The sequence below is a fragment of the Gordonia sp. GN26 genome (genome assembly GCF_054823965.1).
This window is the reverse complement of the sequence record NZ_JSYC01000055.1, coordinates 25675-45292: the sequence shown is the minus strand read 5'-3', so window position 1 is coordinate 45292 and position 19618 is coordinate 25675. Positions and strand designations below refer to the sequence as shown.

The following is a 19618-nucleotide window of genomic DNA, read 5'->3' as shown; positions in this document are numbered from 1 at the left end:
CGGCAGACTTCGATCGACGTCTGCCGGTCGGAGTTGAGGTTCGGCAGTCTGGATCTGGGCGCTTAACCGGAGTGGAGCTAACTCTGGAACAACCCCGACAACGTCAGCTCGATCTGCGACCGGAACAGGTCGGCGGAATGGGTGAAGGTGTCCTTGCCGTATTGGCCGAAGGTCTCCAGGCTGATCGCGCCGACGAGGACCGCCCAGAGGGTCGTCGACGCGGCCATGGCGTCGTCCGGGGCGTCGATGCCGAACTCGTCGCGGATGGCGGCCATGTCGCCGGCGACCCCGGCGGTGGGGGTGGGTAGGTCGTCGCGGAGCAGTCCCTCGGACCAGGCGGCCGCACACTCGCGCAGGAGCAGGGCCGGGATGCGTGTGCCCGGCACCATCGTCTCCTCGCCCGGCGCGGCATAGCCGGGGACCGGGCTGCCGTAGAGCAGTGCCCAGCGGGCCGGGTCGGCGAGTGCCCAGGCCCGGGCGGCCTCCGCGGCGGCGAGCAGTCGCTCCCGGCGTTGGGTTGGTTCGACGACCGCCACCGCCGCGTCGATGGCGTCGCCGACGTCGTTGTACGCCTCCACGAGCAGCATCGTCAGCAGGTCGTCGCGACTCGGTACGTACCGGTAGACGGCCGAGGACACGACGCCCATCTCACGGGCGATCGCGCGCAGTGACAATCCGGCGGCGCCGTACGTGGCCAGGTGCTTGCGCGCCAGTCTGCGAATCTCGTCGGTCATCATCGCGCGATTCTCTGCGCGGCTTCGTCCGGTCGCCATGATCCGATCCTTTCACATTTCGAGAGCACTGCTCTTGATTTCCTGCGCGGGTGGGTGCAAACTCAGAAAACGAGAGCGGCGCTCTCGAAAAGTCCACGATCACGAAAGGCTCACCGCGATGACCGGCACAATCCACTACCGCGCTCCCGAGGGGTTCGACAACGTCTTCAATCGCACCGTCCGCTGGCTCGCCGATCACGGCGTGAACCTCGCCGGTGCGCAGAACCTCACCGTTCCCGGCCGCCGGACCGGCAAGCTGCAGACCGTCCCGGTCAACGTCCTGCGATACGACGGCGGGGAGTACCTCGTGTCGCCACGCGGCAACACCCAGTGGGCCCGGAACGCACGCGCCGCCGAGACCGTCGAGCTCCGGCGCGGACGCCGCCGGACCGTGGTGGCACTCACGGAGGTCGACCCCGACCGGCGTCCGCCGATCATCGGCGAGTACCTGCGCAAGTGGGGCTGGGAGGTCGGCCGATTCCTGCCCGAGGGGCTCGACGCCAAGCCGTCCGACGCCGACCTCGCCGCACACGCCGGGTCGATCCCGGTCTTCGCGATCACGTCCGCCGGCTGACCGATCTCCCCACCACGTCGGCTCACTAGACTCGGACGGGTGGTGAGCCCGGATTCCGACTCGACGATCGCGGACGGAACATCCGTACCCGAACGGTGGATGTCCGGCAGCCGTGGAACGAGCGGAGGATCGGCCGGGGCACCGGCCGGGGCCGACTCCGAACGCGGCGCACGCTGGGTGATGCACCTCGACATGGATGCCTTCTTCGCCTCGGTCGAACAGCTCACCCGCCCGACGCTGCGCGGCCGTCCGGTGCTTGTTGGCGGTTCGGGCGGCCGGGGAGTGGTGGCCGGAGCGAGCTACGAGGCCCGGGTGTTCGGGGCGAGGTCGGCGATGCCGATGCATCAGGCCCGACGCCTCATCGGCCCCACCGGCGTCGTGGTGCCCCCGCGCGGCGCGGTCTACGGCAAGGTCAGCAAGCGGGTGTTCCGTATTGTGCGCGAGGCGGTTCCGGTGATCGAGACACTGTCCTTCGACGAGGCGTTCGCCGAACCGGCCGAACTCGCCGGGGCGACCGTGGCGCAGGCGCGTGACTTCGCCGAGCAGGTGCGCGCCCGCATCCGCACCGAATGCGGACTTGCCGCGTCCGTCGGATTCGGCAGCGGCAAGCAACTCGCCAAGATCGCCTCGGGGATGGCGAAACCCGATGGCGTGATGGTGATCCCGCCGTCGGGCGAGATCGAGTTCCTGCACGGACTGCCCGTCCGCAAACTGTGGGGCATCGGGCCGGTCTCGGGTGATCGCCTCGCACGGCTGGGAATCGACACCATCGGAGACCTCGCGCGGATGTCGACGGTCGAGGTCGCATCGGTGCTCGGCGCCACCGTCGGACCCGCTCTGCATCGGCTCGCCCAGGGGATCGACGACCGGCCGGTCGCCGAACGCGCCTCGGCCAAACAGATCAGCGCGGAGTCGACCTTCGCCGAGGACATCGTCGACCTCGACGAACTGCGCAAAGCGATCCGCAAGGCCGCCACCGACGCGCATCGTCGGCTGCTCAAGGACGGGCGCGGCGCGCGCACGGTGGTGCTGAAGCTCAAACGTTCCGACATGTCGATCCTCACGAGGTCGGCGACCACCGCCGCCGCCACCACCGACTTCGACGATCTCGAACGCACCGCCCAGCGTCTCGCCCTCGATCCGCGCACTGTCGGGGCAATCCGTCTTGTGGGCGTGGGCTTCTCCGGTCTCAGTGCGGTGCAGCAATACGCGCTGTTCGACGACCTCGACGCCGCGCCGGACGAGACGACCCACCACGACACCGCGTCCGCGGGTGGCGCGGCGGCGTCGTCGCAATCCGGCGACATCGTGGAGGTGTCCGAGACCGTGCACGATCCGACCGTCGACGCCGAGTCACCCGAACCCGTGCGCTTCGCCCCGGGCGGCAATCCGCAGAGTCGCGCGCCGTTCGCGCCGGGTGCCGACGTGACCCACCCCGAGTTCGGTCACGGATGGGTGCAGGGGAGTGGGCACGGCGTCGTCACCGTCCGCTTCGAGACGCGCACCACCGGACCCGGGCGTACCCGCACCTTCGGTGTCGAGGATCCCGACCTACGGCCCGCCGATCCGCTCGACAGTCTCGAATGGGACCTCGGCGCCGACGACGAGTGAACGCACCGGGATCAGCTGTGCGACTTCACTTCCCGGAGGCGGAGAAGAACTCGGCGATCGTCTCGGCACTCGCCTTCGCGGTGAGGAGCGCGATCAGTGCCATGCGGGCCTGCGGCGCACGCAGCCACGGCGACACGATCGCGCCCGCACGATGCAGATCGACGGCGCCGCCGCCACCGCCGTAGGTCGCCGACACCTCGCCGTAGGGGACCCGGCTGGTGACCACCACGGTCACACCGTGGGTGACGGCGAGCGCGACCTCGGCGGTGATGTCCGGGTGCGTGTTGCCCGAGCCCGTCGCGGCGAGCACGATGCCCGCGGCGTTCTGCGCGACCGCGGCCGCGATCAGCCCGGGGGACACCCCGGGATACAGCGCGAAGAGGTCGACCCGGGCGGTCCGGCCGAGCGGGATGCCGTCGGTCAGCACCGGACGCGGCAGGTCGGTGCGTACCGAGTCGAAGGCCACCGCGTCCGACGTCGACACCTTGAACAGCCCGCGCGCAGGCAGGACGCGACCCCCGGCGACGACCAGGACGCCGCGGCCCCGATGCGTGGGATCGCGGACCGCGGCCAGCGCGGCGGCGAGGTTGATCGGACCGTCCGCATCGGGTCGGTCGGCCGGCAACTGGGCCCCGGTGAACACGACCGGCCGCTCGTCGGCGCAGTACAGGTCGGCGAGGAACGCCGTCTCCTCCATCGTGTCGGTGCCGTGCGTGACCACGACCCCGGCGACCTCCGGGTCGACGAGGGTGTCGGCGATCGCCCGCACCACCGCGAACTGATCGGCCACCGTCATCGCCGAACTGTCCACCGACATCAGGTCGACGGTGCGGACAGCGCCCGTCCCGGTGTCCCCGCTGTCCGCTGCTCCGGTGTTCGCGGCTCCGGTGTTGTTGGCTCCGGTGTTCGATGCTGCCGACAGCAGGTCGTCGGCGCCGAGCGCGGGCACGGCACCGTCGTCCGTGGTCTGGGCGGCGATGGTGCCGCCGGTGGTGATCAGCACGGTCGTCGACGGGCCGGGCGGGGGAGAAGCGGACATGGTCGTCAAGCCTCACGGCAGGCAGCCCGGGCGTCAAGCGTCGTCGCCGCGGCGTGGAACCCGGATCATCGCGCTGCGTTTGGCATAGTGGTGTGGGTTGTCGCCGGGGCCTGCCCCGGCAGACCCCATCGGCGAGTCATGGGAGAGCGCCCCGGCGCACCCACGTCCACAGACATAGTGAGGGAGATCGTTGAAGTATCGGAAGTTTCTTGGCGCGACCATGATCGCGGCCGCATTGATGACCGGTGTCGCAGCGTGCGGTGGCGACGACAGCGACGCACCGCCCGCCCCGACCCTGACCAGCACCGCTGACGCCGGTGCCGCCGGTGGTGACACCGAATCCGAGATCACCAACGGCAGCAAGCCGCCGTCGATCGCCGCTCTCAACGAGCTCGTGGACACCGCCGTCGACCCGAAGATCCCGAGCAAGGACAAGATCGTCCTCGTCGAGGGTTCGGAGAAGGACCCGGCCATCTTCGACCAGCTGGTCAAGGCCCGCGCGGAGAACTCCGACGTCGACTGGGTCCTGGTGAACCCGGTCATCAGCGCCGGCCCGAACAAGGCCCGCGTCAAGGTCCGCATCGAAACCGCCGGCAACCCGCCGACGAACGCCGAGTCGACCATCGTCTTCGACGACGGCCGCTGGAAGCTCTCCCAGGAGACCGTGTGCAACCTGCTCGGCCTGTACCAGGTCAAGAGCCCCATGTGCGCCGCCTAGTCCTGGCGACTCGATAGACCGGGAAGCCGGGTTGTCCTCACCGCCAGGTGACGGACAACCCGGTTTTCTGTACCAGGGGCCGCGACGGATCGGCCCCGACCAGCTCGCGCGCACCGGTGTATGTCAGCTGACCCCCGACCGGCAGCCCGCGCGTGAGGTCGATCTCGACGCTGCCGCCGCCCTCGGAGCTGAATCGGCTGATGGTGAGGGTGTCGCTGCCACCGGGGATGGCGAAGACCGAGTTCACCGGGGTCTCCTCGGCGGAGAACTGGATGGTCAAACGGTTGCCGTCCCAGGCCGACAACCGGGCGTCGATCGTCTGCGTGACGGTCGCGGCCGCCGAGATGACGCGTTCGGTGCGCCACCGCGCACCCACCGCGATCGGCTCGGTCGGCAGCGCGATGGAGGTGTTCAACGCCGTCACCAGGGACTGTTCGACGGCAAGGCGCGCTTCCTGGCCCGCCTGCTCGGGAGGGGCGAGACGCAAGGCCACGGGCGCGAGTCCGGGACCGGTGGTCAGTACGGCCTTCGTGCCCGTCATCGCCGGCAGCTGCCCGTTGAGGGATGCGTCCGGAGACGTCACGGTGCCCAGGTCGAGTTCCAGCTCCGATTTCTCGGCGCACGAGAACCGCACGGTCATCGGGGTCTCGACGGTTTCGGCGTCGGCCGAACCCGGTGAGGCGACATCGGAGGTCGTCACCAGCGTCACGCTCTGCGCGGACGAGGTGTCGGGAGCGGGTGCGGCCACGCGGCGCTCACCCTCGCCCGGGTCGACCAGGGTGACCGTCGCCCCCGCGATCGGCACCGGCGCCGCTCCGGCCGCTCGTGAGGGCGATTCGTTCGCGCAACCGGCGACCGTCGACGAACTGGCGCCCGCAGTGTCGTCGGGCCCCGACGAGCACCCTGCGACCAGCACGGACACCGCCGTGACGACGGCGCACGAGGAGACAACGGACCGGAGGACACGACGATGCGAGGACACGGGTAGCCAGCGTATTCGACGGGTCGTGGACAATGAGGCTGTGGATGACCAACCCCTGACGGATTCCGGCAACGCGGATCCGCACGGCGCCGAATCTCCGGACGCCGACCGCGATCGAGTCCGATCGGACGACGCGACCCCCGCACGACGCTTCTCGAAGATGACCGCAGCCGTCCTCGGCGTCGCGCTCGTCGTGATCGGGCTGGACCTGCTGACCAAGACCATCGCCGTCGCGACGCTCGACCCGCAGCGCCCGGTCGAGATCATCGGCGACGTCGTCACCCTGCGGCTCGTGCGCAACAGTGGGGCCGCCTTCTCGTTGGCCTCCGGGTACACGTGGGTGCTGACGATCATCGCGCTGGTCGTCGTGGCCGTCATCATCCGATACAGCAGCAGGCTCAAGTCCTGGGGCTGGGCGGTCGGCCTGGCTCTCGTGCTCGGCGGTGCGATCGGCAACCTGATCGACCGCGTCTTCCGGGCCCCGGAACCCCTGCAGGGCCACGTCGTCGACTTCATCTCGGTCGGCTGGTGGCCGGTCTTCAACATCGCCGACTCGGCGGTCGTCTGCGGGGCGATCCTCCTCGTGGTGCTCTCGGCACTCGGCTTCGACTACGACGGCAGTCGCACCGGGTGGGCAGCCCGCCGGAACAAGCACGACAACAGCGAAGACGGGGGCAGTGCCCATGCGTGAATCACGTGTCGTACCTGTGCCCGACGGACTCGACGGTATGCGCGTCGACGCCGGGGTCTCCCGCATGCTGGGTCTGTCGCGGACGGTCGTGGCGACCCTTGCCGAGGAGGGCGACGTCATGGTCGACGGCGTCGTCGTCGGCAAGTCGCACAAGCTCGCTGCGGGGACCCTCCTGCACGTCACGCTGCCCGAGCCCGACGAGCCGCTGCGGGTCGAGCCGACCCCGGTCGAGGACCTCGAGGTCATCTACCACGACTCCGACATCGTCGTCGTCGACAAACCGGTCGGCGTGGCCGCCCATCCGTCGCTCGGCTGGAGCGGCCCCACCGTCATCGGCGCGCTGGCCGCCGCCGGCTTCCGGATCTCGACCTCCGGCGCGCACGAGCGTCAGGGGATCGTCCATCGGCTCGACGTCGGGACATCCGGGGTCATGGTCGTCGCCGTGTCCGAACGCGCCTACACGCTGATGAAGCGGGCATTCAAGCAGCGGACCGTCCACAAGGGCTATCACGCCCTCGTCCAGGGGCATCTCGATCCGCCGTCGGGCACCATCGACGCGCCGATCGGCCGTCACCGGGGCAACGACTGGAAGTTCGCGGTGACCGCGAACGGCAAGCCGAGCATCACCCACTACGACACCCTCGAGATGTTCGCCGCGGCGTCGTTGATGGACGTCCACCTGGAAACCGGTCGCACACACCAGATCCGCGTCCACTTCTCGGCGCTGCACCATCCGTGCTGCGGTGACCCGACCTATGGTGCCGACCCGGTCCTGGCGAAGAAACTCGGTCTCGAACGGCAGTGGCTGCACGCGCGGACGCTGCGTTTCGCCCACCCCGCGGACGGCCGCATGGTCGAGTTCAGCTCGGAGTACCCCAAGGATCTCCAGCACGCGCTCGACGTACTGCGCGACACCTGACCGACTTGCCGGATCCGCGCCGGTGGTGACGGCATTCGTTCGGTGGTCAACCGGCGACATCACCCGGCAACTCGCCTAGATTGAGAGAGTGTTCGAGCCTGGAACCGTGATCGCCGGGTACCGCGTCGAGCGACTCCTCGGCAGCGGCGGGATGGGCGCTGTCTTCCTCGCCCGGCACCCCGAGCTCCCCAGGTACGACGCCCTGAAAGTCCTGAAGGACTCGGCGGGCTTGACCGACAACAACTTTCGACGCCGATTCCTCCGCGAGGCCGAGGTGGCGGCGACGCTGGACCACCCCAACATCGTCACCGTCTTCAACCGTGGCCGGGCGACGGTGCCCGTCGCGTCGAAATCCGGTCAGTCCGATCTGCTCTGGATCGCGATGCAGTACGTGCCGGGCACCGACTGTGCCCGCGAACTGCACGACATCGGACGGTTCACGCCGACGCGGGTCGCGCACATCGTGTCGCAGGTGGCCCGAGGTATCGACCACGCCAACCGGCGCGGGCTCACCCACCGCGACGTCAAACCCGGCAACATCCTGCTCGCCGAGGTCGACGACGACTCGCCGGTCGACGAGCAGCGGGTGCTGCTGACCGACTTCGGCGTCGCCAAGATCTCCGACGAGACCGAGGCCCTGACGTCGGTCGGCACCGTGCTCGCGACCCTGTCGTATGCCTCACCCGAACAGCTCATGGGGCGGACGCTCGACGGCCGCAGCGATCAGTACTCCCTGGCGGCGTCCACCTTCCATCTGCTCACCGGCCGGGTGCCGTTCGACGATCGCGACACCGGGGCGGTCATCGGCGCGCATCTCAAGGAGCCGGTGCCGCGGGCGTCCGAACTCGTACCCGGCCTGCCGCCGGCGGTCGACGCGGTGATCTCGAGGGCGATGGCGAAGACGCCGGAGGAGCGGTTCGCGAACTGTCGCGAGTTCGCCGGGGCGCTGTCGGCGAGCGTTCGGCCCGTGCAACCGCCGCCGGTACCCGACGCCGAGGCCGTCACGGTGCGCGGACCCTCGCCGCGCCCGGTGTCACGGAACCATCCCGCCTCGACGCCGGCGACCCGTCGGCCGGGACCACCCCCGTCTCCGCCCCGGTCTCCGGCGCCGGGACGTCCGGCGTACCGCGGACCGTCGCCGACCCCGCCCGGTGGGGAGGCCACGCGACGGGCCGCACCGCGGCCGACCCCGGGCCGCGCCGGCCCCGACAGCGCACGGCGCCAAGGGCAGGTGCCGTCGCGCCCGGCGACCGGCGCGGACCCCGCCGTGTGGCAGCACCCGCCGTCCGGGCCGCACCGCCAGACCAACGATCACCTCCGCGCCGCGGGGTCGGGTCCGATGGGCCGGCCCCCGGGCGTTCCACCGTTCCCGGGCGGGACCGTGTCCTCCGGCGGTCCCAGCCGGTCGAATCCGAACCGCCTGCCCGTGGTGCTGGCCGGGGTGGCGGCCGTGCTGCTGATCCTGATCGTTCTCGTGTTCGTCGTGGCCCTCTAGTGCCGGCGCGTTGAAATCCGCCCCTGAAAAGGACCCTGGACAGCGCCATCGACGACATATCGTCGCCGGCCGTCTCCTGGAGGGTGCATCACAGGGGTGGATTGCAGGGGCGGTTTTCGGGCACCGCGCGTCTGCCCTCGAGCTCACCCCCGACGTCGCGTTCGTCCGACGCTGTGGCCCGCCGTGTCCACGTTGCGAGGCGCACATGGTGTCACAGCCGCCCCATTGGTCACGGCCCGGAGTGCCTTCCGGTGGGTGTCGGTGCGCGCGCCTAAAGTAGACCCGGACTCGGCGACCGGCGCGCACACGATCAGCACAGGATCCGTGAGCACCCGAGCGCGAACCGGCGAGCGCATGACCGGCCGCAGAGCAGCACAAGCAACCAGCGAGCACAGCAACCAGCGAGCACAGAAGAGGCACAGTGACGGACTCGTTTGTTCACCTGCACAACCACACCGAGTACTCGATGCTCGACGGTGCGGCCAAGGTGTCACCGTTGTTCGCCGAGGCCAAGCGGCTGGGCATGACCGCCATCGGCATGACCGACCACGGAAACATGTTCGGTGCCAGCGAGTTCTACAACACCGCGATCAAGAACGACATCAAGCCGATCATCGGCATCGAGGCCTACATCGCGCCCGGTTCGCGGTTCGACACCAAACGTGTCCAGTGGGGTTCGCGCGAACAGAAGAGCGACGACGTCTCGGGTTCGGGTGCCTACACCCACATGACGATGGTCGCCGAGAACGCCACCGGTCTGCGCAACCTGTTCAAGCTGTCCTCGCTCGCGTCGATCGAGGGGCAGCTGGGCAAGTGGGCGCGTATGGACGCCGACCTGATCGCCCAGTACGCCGAGGGCATCATCGCGACCACCGGCTGCCCGTCGGGTGAGGTGCAGACCCGCCTGCGCCTGGGTCACGACCGCGAGGCACTCGAGGCCGCGGCGAAGTGGCAGGAGATCTTCGGCAAGGAGAACTTCTACCTCGAGCTGATGGAGCACGGCCTCGAGATCGAGCGCCGTGTGCGCGACGGTCTCCTCGACATCGGCCGCAAGCTCGGCATCAAGCCGATCGTCACGAACGACTGCCACTACGTCACCAAGGAACACGCCGCCGCCCATGAGGCGCTGCTGTGCGTGCAGACCGGCAAGACGCTGTCCGACCCGACCCGCTTCAAGTTCGACGGCGACGGCTATTACCTGAAGTCGGCTGCGGAGATGCGCGAGCAGTGGGACTCGGTGGTCCCGGGCGCATGTGACAACACGCTCGAGATCGGTGAGCGCGTCCAGTCCTACAAGGAAGTCTTCACCCATCGCGACCGCATGCCGGTGTTCCCGGTGCCCGACGGCGAGACCCAGCAGACCTTCCTGCGCAAGGAGGTCGCGAAGGGGCTCCGCGAGCGTCGTTTCGCCGGTACCGAGGTGCCGCAGGAGTACCTCGACCGGGCCAACTACGAGCTCGACGTCATCATCCAGATGGGGTTCCCCGCCTACTTCCTCGTCGTCGGCGACCTGATCCGGCACGCCCTCGAGGTCGGCATCCGCGTCGGCCCGGGCCGTGGTTCGGCGGCCGGTTCGCTGGTCGCCTGGGCGCTCGGCATCACCAACATCGACCCGATCCCGCACGGACTGCTGTTCGAGCGATTCCTCAACCCCGAGCGCGTCTCGATGCCCGATATCGACATCGACTTCGACGACCGTCGTCGAGGCGAGATGGTCCGATACGCGACCGAGCGGTGGGGCAGCGACAAGGTCGCCCAGGTCATCACCTTCGGCACGATCAAGACGAAGGCTGCCATCAAGGACTCCGCGCGAGTCCAGTTCGGCCAGCCGGGTTTCGCGATCGCCGACCGCATCACCAAGGCGCTGCCGCCGCCCATCATGGCCAAGGACATCCCGGTCTGGGGCATCACCAACCCCGAGCACGAGCGCTACGGCGAGGCCACCGAGGTCCGCACGCTCATCGAGACCGACCCGGACGTCAAGAAGATCTACGACACGGCACTCGGACTCGAGGGCCTGATCCGCAACGCCGGCGTCCACGCCTGTGCCGTGATCATGTCGTCGGAGCCGCTGACCGACGCCATCCCGGTCTGGAAGCGTGCGCAGGACGGCGCGATCATCACCGGCTGGGACTACCCGTCGTGTGAGGCCATCGGCCTGCTGAAGATGGACTTCCTGGGTCTGCGCAACCTCACCGTCATCGGTGACGCCCTGGAGAACATCAAGCTCAACCGCGGGATCGACCTGGATCTCGACTCGTTGCCGCTCGAGGACGAGAAGACCTACGAGTTGCTCGCCCGCGGCGACACGCTCGGCGTGTTCCAGCTCGACGGCGCGGCCATGCGTGAACTCCTGAAGATGATGCAGCCCACCGGGTTCGAGGACATCGTCGCCGTCCTGGCGCTGTACCGGCCCGGTCCGATGGGTGTGAACGCCCACACCGACTACGCCAAGCGCAAGAACGGTCTCCAGGAGATCCGTCCGATCCATCCGGAACTCGAGGAGCCGCTGAAGGAGATCCTCTCCGAGACCTACGGTCTGATCGTCTACCAAGAGCAGATCATGCAGATCGCGCAGAAGGTCGCCGGGTACTCGCTCGGACAAGCAGACCTGCTCCGTCGCGCGATGGGCAAGAAGAAGAAGGAGATCCTCGACGAGGCCTACGACGGCTTCGCGGAGGGCATGCGCAACAACGGCTTCTCGCAGGCGGCGATCACCGCACTGTGGGACACGGTGTTGCCGTTCGCCGGTTACGCGTTCAACAAGTCGCACGCTGCGGGCTACGGTCTCGTCTCCTTCTGGACCGCCTACCTGAAGGCGAACTATCCCGCCGAGTACATGGCAGGTCTGCTCACCTCGGTCGGCGACGACAAGGACAAGGCGGCGATCTACCTCGCCGACTGCCGCAAGCTCGGCATCACCGTCCTGCCGCCCGACGTCAACGAGTCGCAGCGAAACTTCGCGGCCGTCGGCGCCGACATCCGCTTCGGTCTCGCCGCCATCCGCAACGTCGGTTCGGGTGTCGTCGGGTCGATCATCAACGCGCGTGAGGAGAAGGGGAAGTTCACCAGCTTCTCCGACTACCTCGGCAAGATCGACGTCACCGCCTGCAACAAGAAGGTGACGGAATCGCTGATCAAGGCCGGCGCCTTCGACTCCCTCGGCCATCCGCGCAAGGGTCTGTTCCTCGTGCACGCCGAGGCCGTCGAATCGGTCATCGGCACCAAGAAGGCCGAGGCGATCGGACAGTTCGATCTCTTCGGCGACGCCGGCGGGGCCGACGACTCGATGGCCGAGGTCTTCGCCGTCAAGGTTCCCGAGGAGGAATGGGACACCAAGCACAAGCTCGCGATCGAGCGGGAGATGCTGGGTCTCTACGTCTCCGGGCATCCGCTGGCCGGCGTCGAACACGCCATCGCCGCGCACACCGACACCTCGATCACGTCGCTGCTGGAAGGCAACATCTCCGACGGTGCGCAGATCACGATCGGCGGCATCATCTCGTCGGTGACGCGCCGGGTGAACAAGAAGGGTGAGCCGTGGGCTGCGGTCACCCTCGAGGACATGGTCGGTGGTGTCGAGGTCTACTTCTTCCCGCGCGCCTACGTCGCGTACGGGATGGACATCGTGGCCGACAACATCGTGCTGATCAAGGCCCGGGTGAACCTGCGCGAGGACAGCATGATGATCTCCGCCAACGACCTCGCCGTCCCCGATCTGGAGACTGCCGGGGCGACCAAGCCGGTCGCGTTGACACTGTCCGCCCGACTCTGCACCCCGGATCGGGTCCAGGCGCTCAAGCAGGTGCTGACCCGACATCCGGGTATGGCCGACGTGCACGTGACCCTCGTCAGCGACAAGCGGCAGACGCAGCTCAAGCTGACCGAGTCCCTGCGGGTCGCGCCGAGTTCCGCGCTGATGGGCGACCTCAAAGCACTGCTCGGTCCCAGCTGCCTCGGCTGATCCCCGCTGCCTGATCCGAGGAGCGCTGGCGGCGTCCCCCGTTTGGCTGCCTGAGGTGCGAGGAGCGCAAGCGACGAGCCTCGAAGGCCTGGTGAGACGACGCTGACAGGTGACCCATCACAAATATTTCGGGCCCCCGAACATTTCTCTTCGATCGGCGCTATACTCGACGGCACGTCCAGTCACGCCCAGCCGTCGAGGGGAGTGTTCGCAGATGACCACGATGATCGGCATCAACGCGCACCGTCCGGTTCGGCGTGCGCAGCGCACGGTCGAGGTCTTCGGCATCGACTGGCCGGCCCACAAGGCCCACGCGGTTCTCGCGGGTCTCGCCACCGCCGTCGTGACCCTGCTGATCGTCGGATCGTTGCAGGCCACTGCGTGGGTGACGGCGGTGGCGGTTCTCGCGGTGTGGTGGGGTGAGCGCTACCTGCCCGGGAACGCGGCGGTCGCACCCCGATCGAATCCGCCCGGGATCTCGTAGATCCGTCCGTCGAATCCGGCCCGGTACAGGCGTCCGGCCGAGAATCCGCGGTCGCCGCGACCGTAGGAGAGCACGCTCGACGTCGGCAGTCCGCTCGCCAGCACGCAGTAGCGTCCGGGCGAGGTGATGCGGACGATCTCTCCGGTTGCGTTGAACGGCACGACCGGCCGGTCACGGGAATCGAGTGTCAGTCCATCGGGGGTCGACGGTGCACCCACGCCGAGCAGACTCTGCACCACCCGCGGATTCGTCGTCGAGATCCGGCTGACGCCGGGGTTCACGAAGGTGCGCGACACGTAGAGCCAGCGGTCGTCGCGGCTCAGGACCGCGCCGTTGGCGCTCGGCAGCGCGCCCCATGCGGCGTTCACCGCGCCGCCCGGTGACACCCGTCCGATGAGGTTGCCGAAGTCGTTGGTGGCGTAGACGTTTCCGCTCGCGGCCACATCCATCCCGTTCGCCGCGGACAGCCCGGTCACCCACGGCCGGAACGCCCGGGAGTTGACGTCCAGGCGGCCGATCGACGCATGGCGGAGGGCGTCGCCGACGATGACGCGGGGATCGGCGCCGTAACCGACCAGCAGGGTTCCGCCGGGAGTCCACGCAAGCGCGCCCGCACCGCTGCCGCCGGGCACCCGTGCGATCGGGACCGCAGGCGCACCCGGGCCGTTCAGTCGGTAGACGCGTCCGGAGACGAGATCGGTGGTGTAGAGCCGTCCACCGGCGTCGACCGTGAGGCCCTCGAGTGCGGCGCCCGGGACGACGCCGACGAGCCGGGCGGGGGCGGCACCCGGACACGACGGGGCGGCCGAGGCGGGCGCCGGACCGACTGCGGTGGAGAGACCCAACGCCATGGCCGCGGATGCCGCGCCGGCAGCGATCCGGGTGAAACGCGAGGTACGCCGGGACCGGCGCGGGGACGGATGGCGAGATGTCATGACTGCTCCCTGTTCAGGTGGCGTGCCGTACGTGCCTTCTCCTCGCGCGGTTCTGCCTGCGGTCCACATGCGACGAGCGACGTCGCGGACATACCCACCTGCGGGGTGGGGCAATCCCGGAATGAAGCCGACCGCAGGGGCCGAGCACACCGATCTCGCCGAAATCGATGCACCCGGGCGCCTCGAACGATCCCGCGCAGTGAGAACATGGCAGTCGTGAGTACGCACCACGCCCCCGTTCACCAGCACGATCCGGCACTGAGCCTCGACGCCATCGAGGCGGCGTCGGAGCGAATCGCCGACGCGGTGGCGCGTACCCCGCTCGAGTCCTGCCCGCGACTGTCGGGGTCGGGTGCCCAGATCTACCTCAAGCGCGAGGACCTGCAGACGGTCCGCTCCTACAAGATCCGCGGCGCGTACAACGTGATGGCCCAGCTCTCGGCCGAGGAGCTGTCCCGCGGTGTGGTGGCGGCCAGCGCCGGAAACCACGCGCAGGGCGTCGCTTTCGCGTGCAAGAGCATGAAAGTGCCCGGACGGATCTACGTGCCGACCACCACCCCGAAGCAGAAGCGCGACCGGATCGCCTGGCACGGCGGCGATTACGTCGAGTTGAAGGCCATCGGGGAGACCTACGACGCCGCCGCTGCCGCCGCGCAGGCCGATGTGATGAGCACCGGCTCCGCATGGATCCACGCCTTCGACGACCCGCGGACCGCGGCCGGGCAGGGAACCATCGCGCGCGAGATCGTCGAGCAGCTGGGCCGCGTGCCCGACGTCGTCGTCGCGCCCGTCGGTGGCGGCGGCTGTCTGGCCGGCATGGCCACGTATCTGCGCGGACTCTCCGACGAGGTGACGATCATCGGCATCGAACCGACCGGGGCCGTGTCGTTGAGTGCGGCCTTGGTCAGCGACGGGCCGGTCACCCTCGACGAGATCGACCCCTTCGTCGACGGCGCGGCGGTGAAGCGGATCGGCACCATCGGCCACCGGGTGATGTCCGAACTCGGCGCGAGCGTCAGCGATCACCCGATCCTGGCCGACATCTCCGCGAACCCGGCGGCGCAGATCATCCCCGACGGTCCGGTGTCGCCGACGCCGGGCACGGCGCACATCACGCACGTCGACGAGGGCGCGATCTGCTCGGCGATGCTGGAGCTGTACCAGAACGAGGGCATCATCGCCGAACCCGCCGGAGCGCTGTCGGTGGCCGCGTTGGACAAGCTGCGGCTGCCCGACGACGCGGTCGTCGTGTGTCTGGTGTCCGGCGGTAACAACGACGTCTCCCGCTACGGCGAGATCATCGAACGTTCATTGGTGCACCGGGGCCTGAAGCATTACTTCCTGGTCGACTTCCCGCAGGAGCCCGGCGCGCTGCGTCGTTTCCTCGACGAGGTGCTCGGACCCGACGACGACATCACGCTCTTCGAGTACGTCAAGCGCAACAACCGTGAGACCGGCGCCGCCCTGGTGGGCGTCGAACTCGGCAGTCCGGAAGGCCTCGGCGCCCTGATGGAGCGGATGGCGCGCTCCCGTCTGCACTGCGAGCGTCTCGAGCCGGGCTCGCCGGCCTACGAGTACCTGACCTGATCTCTGACCCATGGCTCGAAGCCGCCCATGGCGCGGTGTCGAGCTATGGAACGCGGCGCCCGACGATCACGTTGTGTCCGGGCGAGATCCCGGCGTCGGGCTGCTCCCAGGCCAGCGCGACGTCGAGTGGCCAGGGGAGTGTCACCGGCGCGTCGCCAGGGACGCACACCACCGACCAGTCGCCGCGGTGCATCGCGAACCATCCTGCAGCGTCGTCGAATTCGGCGTCGACGGAGGCGAACGCCGGATCATGCAGCGGCGTTTCGGTTTTGCGGAGCGAGATGAGTGACCGGTAGAACTCGAGCATGCGGGCGTGGTCGGGCCGGGTCGGTTCCGACCAGTCCAGCTTCGACCGCTCGAAGGTCTCCGGGTCCTGCGGGTCGGGCACATCGTCGCTGTCCCAACCGTGTTCGGCGAACTCCGACTTACGGCCCTCCGCGGTCGCCCGGCCCAGTTCCGGCTCGGGGTGGGAGGTGAAGAACTGGAACGGGGTCGATGCCGCCCATTCCTCACCCATGAACAGCATCGGGGTGAAGGGGGACAACAGGATCAGGGCGGCCTTGATCGCGAGCTGCCCGCCGTCCAGGTTCGCGCTCGGCCGGTCGCCGATCGCGCGATTGCCCACCTGATCGTGGGTGCACGTGTAGGCCAGCAACGACGACGCGGGGACGCGATCGGTCGGGATCGGGCGGCCGTGGCGCCGCCGCCGGAACGACGAGTAGGTGCCGTCGTGGAAGAAGCCGCCCGTCAGGACCTTTGCGAGACAGTCGGAACTGCCGAAGTCGGCGTAGTAGCCCTGACGTTCACCCGAGACGAGGGTGTGGACGGCGTGATGGATGTCGTCGTCCCACTGGGCGGCCAGCCCCAGACCGCCGGCCGACCGCGGCAGGAACATCCGCGGATCGTTCAGATCGCTCTCCGCGATCAGCGACAGCGGACGCCCGAGTTCGGCCGACAGGGCGTCCGTCGCGGCGGCCAGTTCCTCGAGGATGTGGACCGCACGATGGTCGGCGAGGGCGTGGACGGCGTCGAGTCGTAGTCCGTCGATGTGGAATTCGGTGAACCAGCGCAGTGCGGTGCCCGCGATGAAGGCGCGGACCTCATCGGAGTCGGGCCCTGACAGGTTGACCGACGATCCCCACGATGTCGTGCCCTCGCTGAGATACGGCCCGAAGTCCGGCAGATAGTTGCCCGACGGTCCCAGGTGGTTGTAGACGACGTCGAGGACGACGCCGAGTCCCTTGGCGTGGCAGGCGTCCACGAACCGGGCGAGTGCCGCCGGGCCGCCGTAGGTTTCCTGCACGGCGTACCAACCGACCCCGTCGTACCCCCAGTTGTGGGTGCCGTTGAAGGCGTTGACCGGCATCAATTCGACGAGATCGACGCCGAGATCGACCAGGTGGTCGAGCCTTTCGACGGCGGAGTCGAGAGTGCCCGCGGGGGTGAAGGTCCCGAGGTGGAGTTCGTAGATCACCGCGCCGTGCGCATCGCGGCCGGTCCAGTCGGCGTCGGTCCACAGCGAGTCGTCGACGGTGAACAGCGCCGACATCTCGTGGACGCCTTCGGGTTGCCGCACCGAGCGAGGGTCGGGACGCACGGGCCCGCCGTCGATCGAGAACCCGTAGCGCACGTCCGCGATCGGCGGGTCGACCGAGGTCGGCTCCTCGTCGAGTTGCCACCAGCCGCCCGTGCTGCGGGTCATCGGGAACGACGCGGCAGGGGAGCCCACGACGCCGGCGGCCATCGACACGGAGTCGGCCGCAGGCGCCCACACACGGACCTCGCCGAGTGACCGCGGCGACACGGACGGCGCGACCGAGGATCGGAGCGGCAGTATTCCGCTCCATTGGTCGACCGTCCAAGTTAGAGTGCTCTGGTCATCAGCAGTGGTGCGGTCGCTCACACCTGCACGGTATGTCGAACCGGGCAGGGCCGCGACCGGCGCTACTGTGAGCCCACACACAACGGAGATCGGGAGCGGGGTATATTACGGCGACGCTCATGCCCAAGGGGGGCACCTCGAGCAGATCAGCCGAGCGGTGCGCGAGCTGGAGACAGCACGAACGCACGGCGACCTGACGGCCGGTGAACGGGTAAGCCGAGACGCAAGGGTAGGGATTGAGCACAGACGCAGTCACCTCGGATGACGAGGAGGTCGGTCGGAAGAGACCGGGCGCGGTTCGGTCGTGGTTCGACAAACACGTCGTCGCGTCCTTCGACACCTTCGGACGCCAGTTGGGCATGTTCGTCGAGGTGTTCCGCACACTCTTCGCCGACCTGTTCAAGCGGCGTTTCCCGTTCGGGGAATTCATCCGCCAGTGCGCCTTCATGGCGAGCACCTCGGTGTTCCCGACTCTGCTCGTCGCCATCCCGATCGGCGTCATCGTGTCGATTCAGGTGTCCAACATCGCCGGCCAGGTGGGCGCGACCTCGTTCTCCGGCGCGGCCACCGGCCTCGGCGTGATCCGCCAGGGCGCACCCCTGGTCACCTCGCTGCTCCTCGCGGGCGCGGTCGGTTCGGCCATCGCGGCCGACCTCGGTTCCCGCACGATCCGCGACGAGATCGATGCCATGAAGGTGATGGGCGTCAACCCCATCGAGCGCCTGATCTCGCCGCGCCTCCTCGCCACGATGGTGGTCAGCTTCCTGCTGTGCGGCTTCGTCTGCTTCGTCGGCTTCATCACCGGCTATGTCTTCAACGTGTACTTCCAGGGCGGTACGCCAGGTAGTTACACGGGCACCTTTGCGTCCTTTGCGACAACCGCGGACCTGATGTTCGCGTTGGCCAAAGCGGTGATATTCGGCGCGATCGTGGCGATCGTCGCCTGCGATCGCGGCCTCTCGACGAAGGGCGGTCCCGCCGGCGTCGCCAACTCGGTGAACGCCGCGGTGGTCAACTCCGTCCTGCTCCTGTTCACCGTGAACGTGATCCTCACGCAGTTGTTCGCGATCCTCTTCCCGGCGAAGGTGGTGTGAGATGACCGCGTCACGGTATGTGCCACCCGCGCTGAAACCCCTGGAGGCCGCCAAGGCCGTCTACCGCGGTCCGCGCGACGCCCTCGCGGCGATGGGGCATCTCATCACCTTCCTCGTCCGCTCGATCGGCGCGGTTCCGCTGGCCTTCCGGCACTACAGCAAGGAAGTCTGGCGTCTGCTCGCCGACGTCGCGTGGGGCAACGGCGCGATCGTCGTGGGCGGCGGCACGGTCGGCGTCATGGTGATCCTCGGGGTCATGGGTGGCGCGACCGTCGGCATCGAGGGTTACACCGCGCTGAACCTCCTCGGCATGTCACCGGTGACCGGTGGCCTGTCGGCGTTCGCGACGACGCGCGAGATCGCGCCGCTGCTCGCGGCGACGGCGTTCACCGCACAGTCGGGTTGCCGCTTCACGGCGCAGCTCGGTTCGATGCGGATCGCCGAGGAGATCGATGCGCTCGAGGCGATCGCCATCCGTCCGCTGCCGTACCTGGTCACCACTCGCATGCTGGCCGCGGTCATCGCGATCGTCCCGCTGTACTCGGTGTCGCTGGCCGCCAACTACCTTGCCTGCCAGTTCATGTTCATGCTGCAGAGCGGCCAGGGCGAGGGCACCTACCTGTACTACTTCAACCAGTTCATCGTGTCCTGGGACATGGTGTTCTCGTTCATCAAGGTGATCGTCTTCGTGCTGTTGACGACGTTCATCCAGTGCTACTACGGATACTTCGCCGCTGGGGGGCCCGAAGGTGTGGGCATTGCTGCCGGACATGCCATCCGACTCGCGATCATCGTCATCGTGTTCGCGAACCTGGTCATGACACTCGTCTTCTGGGGCACCTCGCCCGGAATCAAGATCTCGGGATGAGG

Annotated in this window: 16 protein-coding genes; 11 read left to right on the top strand and 5 right to left on the bottom strand. The window is 68.5% G+C overall.

The window, feature by feature from the left end; translation table 11 throughout:
* Positions 1-77 precede the first annotated feature (77 nt).
* Positions 78-773, bottom strand: a complete 696-nt coding sequence (locus tag OK17_RS13560) for a TetR/AcrR family transcriptional regulator (protein ID WP_461417747.1) — start codon at positions 771-773, stop codon at positions 78-80.
* Between the two features lie 118 nt (positions 774-891).
* Here OK17_RS13560 and OK17_RS13555 point away from each other — a divergent pair, with 118 nt between their 5' ends.
* Both OK17_RS13555 and OK17_RS13550 read left to right on the top strand, forming a co-directional pair.
* The gene (locus OK17_RS13555; protein WP_461417746.1) at positions 892-1347 is read left to right on the top strand and encodes a nitroreductase/quinone reductase family protein; all 456 of its coding nucleotides are present in this window, start codon (positions 892-894) and stop codon (positions 1345-1347) included.
* A 99-nt stretch (positions 1348-1446) separates the two neighbouring features.
* Positions 1447-2958: a DNA polymerase IV gene (locus OK17_RS13550; protein ID WP_461417750.1), complete on the top strand. Its 1512-nt coding sequence runs from the start codon at positions 1447-1449 to the stop codon at positions 2956-2958.
* A gap of 25 nt (positions 2959-2983) precedes the next feature.
* Here OK17_RS13550 and OK17_RS13545 read toward each other — a convergent pair whose 3' ends face one another.
* Complete coding sequence (locus OK17_RS13545; RefSeq protein ID WP_461417745.1) at positions 2984-3997, bottom strand: asparaginase; 1014 nt, start codon at positions 3995-3997, stop codon at positions 2984-2986.
* 238 nt (positions 3998-4235) lie between these two features.
* On the opposite strand from OK17_RS13545, the gene OK17_RS13540 reads away from it, so the two are divergent.
* Positions 4236-4715 carry a hypothetical protein gene (locus tag OK17_RS13540; RefSeq protein ID WP_461417749.1) on the top strand — a complete coding sequence of 160 codons (480 nt, stop codon included), beginning with the start codon at positions 4236-4238 and terminating at the stop codon, positions 4713-4715.
* Between the two features lie 37 nt (positions 4716-4752).
* On the opposite strand, the gene OK17_RS13535 is transcribed toward OK17_RS13540, so the two are convergent.
* On the bottom strand, positions 4753-5697 hold the full coding sequence (locus OK17_RS13535; protein ID WP_461417744.1) for a hypothetical protein: 945 nt from the start codon (positions 5695-5697) through the stop codon (positions 4753-4755).
* 40 nt (positions 5698-5737) lie between these two features.
* Between OK17_RS13535 and lspA the strand changes: the two genes are divergently transcribed.
* From lspA to OK17_RS13510, 5 genes are all read left to right on the top strand, one after another.
* Entirely contained in the window at positions 5738-6388 is a 651-nt protein-coding gene (gene lspA / locus OK17_RS13530) for a signal peptidase II (protein WP_461417743.1), read from the top strand.
* Positions 6381-7307, top strand: a complete 927-nt coding sequence (locus OK17_RS13525; RefSeq protein WP_232718196.1) for an RluA family pseudouridine synthase — start codon at positions 6381-6383, stop codon at positions 7305-7307. The genes lspA and OK17_RS13525 overlap by 8 nt, the downstream gene beginning before the upstream one ends.
* Positions 7308-7395: 88 nt before the next feature.
* Positions 7396-8802 carry a serine/threonine-protein kinase gene (locus tag OK17_RS13520; RefSeq protein WP_461417742.1) on the top strand — a complete coding sequence of 469 codons (1407 nt, stop codon included), beginning with the start codon at positions 7396-7398 and terminating at the stop codon, positions 8800-8802.
* A 421-nt stretch (positions 8803-9223) separates the two neighbouring features.
* On the top strand, positions 9224-12766 hold the full coding sequence (gene dnaE, locus OK17_RS13515; RefSeq protein ID WP_232719157.1) for a DNA polymerase III subunit alpha: 3543 nt from the start codon (positions 9224-9226) through the stop codon (positions 12764-12766).
* 214 nt (positions 12767-12980) lie between these two features.
* On the top strand, positions 12981-13250 hold the full coding sequence (locus OK17_RS13510) for a hypothetical protein (RefSeq protein ID WP_154883628.1): 270 nt from the start codon (positions 12981-12983) through the stop codon (positions 13248-13250).
* On the opposite strand, the gene OK17_RS13505 is transcribed toward OK17_RS13510, so the two are convergent.
* On the bottom strand, positions 13193-14101 hold the full coding sequence (locus OK17_RS13505) for an SMP-30/gluconolactonase/LRE family protein (RefSeq protein ID WP_083876451.1): 909 nt from the start codon (positions 14099-14101) through the stop codon (positions 13193-13195). The two genes, OK17_RS13510 and OK17_RS13505, sit on opposite strands and share 58 nt — an antisense overlap.
* 291 nt (positions 14102-14392) lie before the next feature.
* On the opposite strand from OK17_RS13505, the gene ilvA reads away from it, so the two are divergent.
* The gene (ilvA, locus tag OK17_RS13500; protein ID WP_461417741.1) at positions 14393-15772 is read left to right on the top strand and encodes a threonine ammonia-lyase IlvA; all 1380 of its coding nucleotides are present in this window, start codon (positions 14393-14395) and stop codon (positions 15770-15772) included.
* Between the two features lie 43 nt (positions 15773-15815).
* Here ilvA and treZ read toward each other — a convergent pair whose 3' ends face one another.
* Positions 15816-17576 (bottom strand): malto-oligosyltrehalose trehalohydrolase, encoded by a 1761-nt coding sequence (gene treZ, locus OK17_RS13495; protein ID WP_461417740.1) that lies wholly within the window; start codon positions 17574-17576, stop codon positions 15816-15818.
* Between the two features lie 314 nt (positions 17577-17890).
* On the opposite strand from treZ, the gene OK17_RS13490 reads away from it, so the two are divergent.
* Complete coding sequence (locus OK17_RS13490) at positions 17891-18748, top strand: MlaE family ABC transporter permease (protein ID WP_006868314.1); 858 nt, start codon at positions 17891-17893, stop codon at positions 18746-18748.
* A 1-nt stretch (position 18749) separates the two neighbouring features.
* Positions 18750-19616 carry an MlaE family ABC transporter permease gene (locus OK17_RS13485; protein WP_005198851.1) on the top strand — a complete coding sequence of 289 codons (867 nt, stop codon included), beginning with the start codon at positions 18750-18752 and terminating at the stop codon, positions 19614-19616.
* The last annotated feature ends 2 nt before the right edge of the window (positions 19617-19618 follow it).

Excerpts from the sequence above, each read along its gene's own strand:
- OK17_RS13550 (WP_461417750.1), top strand. The coding sequence starts at position 1,447 with ATGTCCGGCAGCCGTGGAACGAGCGGAGGATCGGCCGGGGCACCGGCC.
- OK17_RS13510 (WP_154883628.1), top strand. The coding sequence starts at position 12,981 with ATGACCACGATGATCGGCATCAACGCGCACCGTCCGGTTCGGCGTGCG.
- OK17_RS13525 (WP_232718196.1), top strand. The coding sequence starts at position 6,381 with ATGCGTGAATCACGTGTCGTACCTGTGCCCGACGGACTCGACGGTATG.
- OK17_RS13560 (WP_461417747.1), bottom strand. The coding sequence starts at position 773 with ATGGCGACCGGACGAAGCCGCGCAGAGAATCGCGCGATGATGACCGAC.
- OK17_RS13545 (WP_461417745.1), bottom strand. The coding sequence starts at position 3,997 with ATGTCCGCTTCTCCCCCGCCCGGCCCGTCGACGACCGTGCTGATCACC.
- ilvA (WP_461417741.1), top strand. The coding sequence starts at position 14,393 with ATGGCAGTCGTGAGTACGCACCACGCCCCCGTTCACCAGCACGATCCG.
- OK17_RS13540 (WP_461417749.1), top strand. The coding sequence starts at position 4,236 with ATGACCGGTGTCGCAGCGTGCGGTGGCGACGACAGCGACGCACCGCCC.
- OK17_RS13555 (WP_461417746.1), top strand. The coding sequence starts at position 892 with ATGACCGGCACAATCCACTACCGCGCTCCCGAGGGGTTCGACAACGTC.
- OK17_RS13505 (WP_083876451.1), bottom strand. The coding sequence starts at position 14,101 with ATGGCGTTGGGTCTCTCCACCGCAGTCGGTCCGGCGCCCGCCTCGGCC.
- OK17_RS13485 (WP_005198851.1), top strand. The coding sequence starts at position 18,750 with ATGACCGCGTCACGGTATGTGCCACCCGCGCTGAAACCCCTGGAGGCC.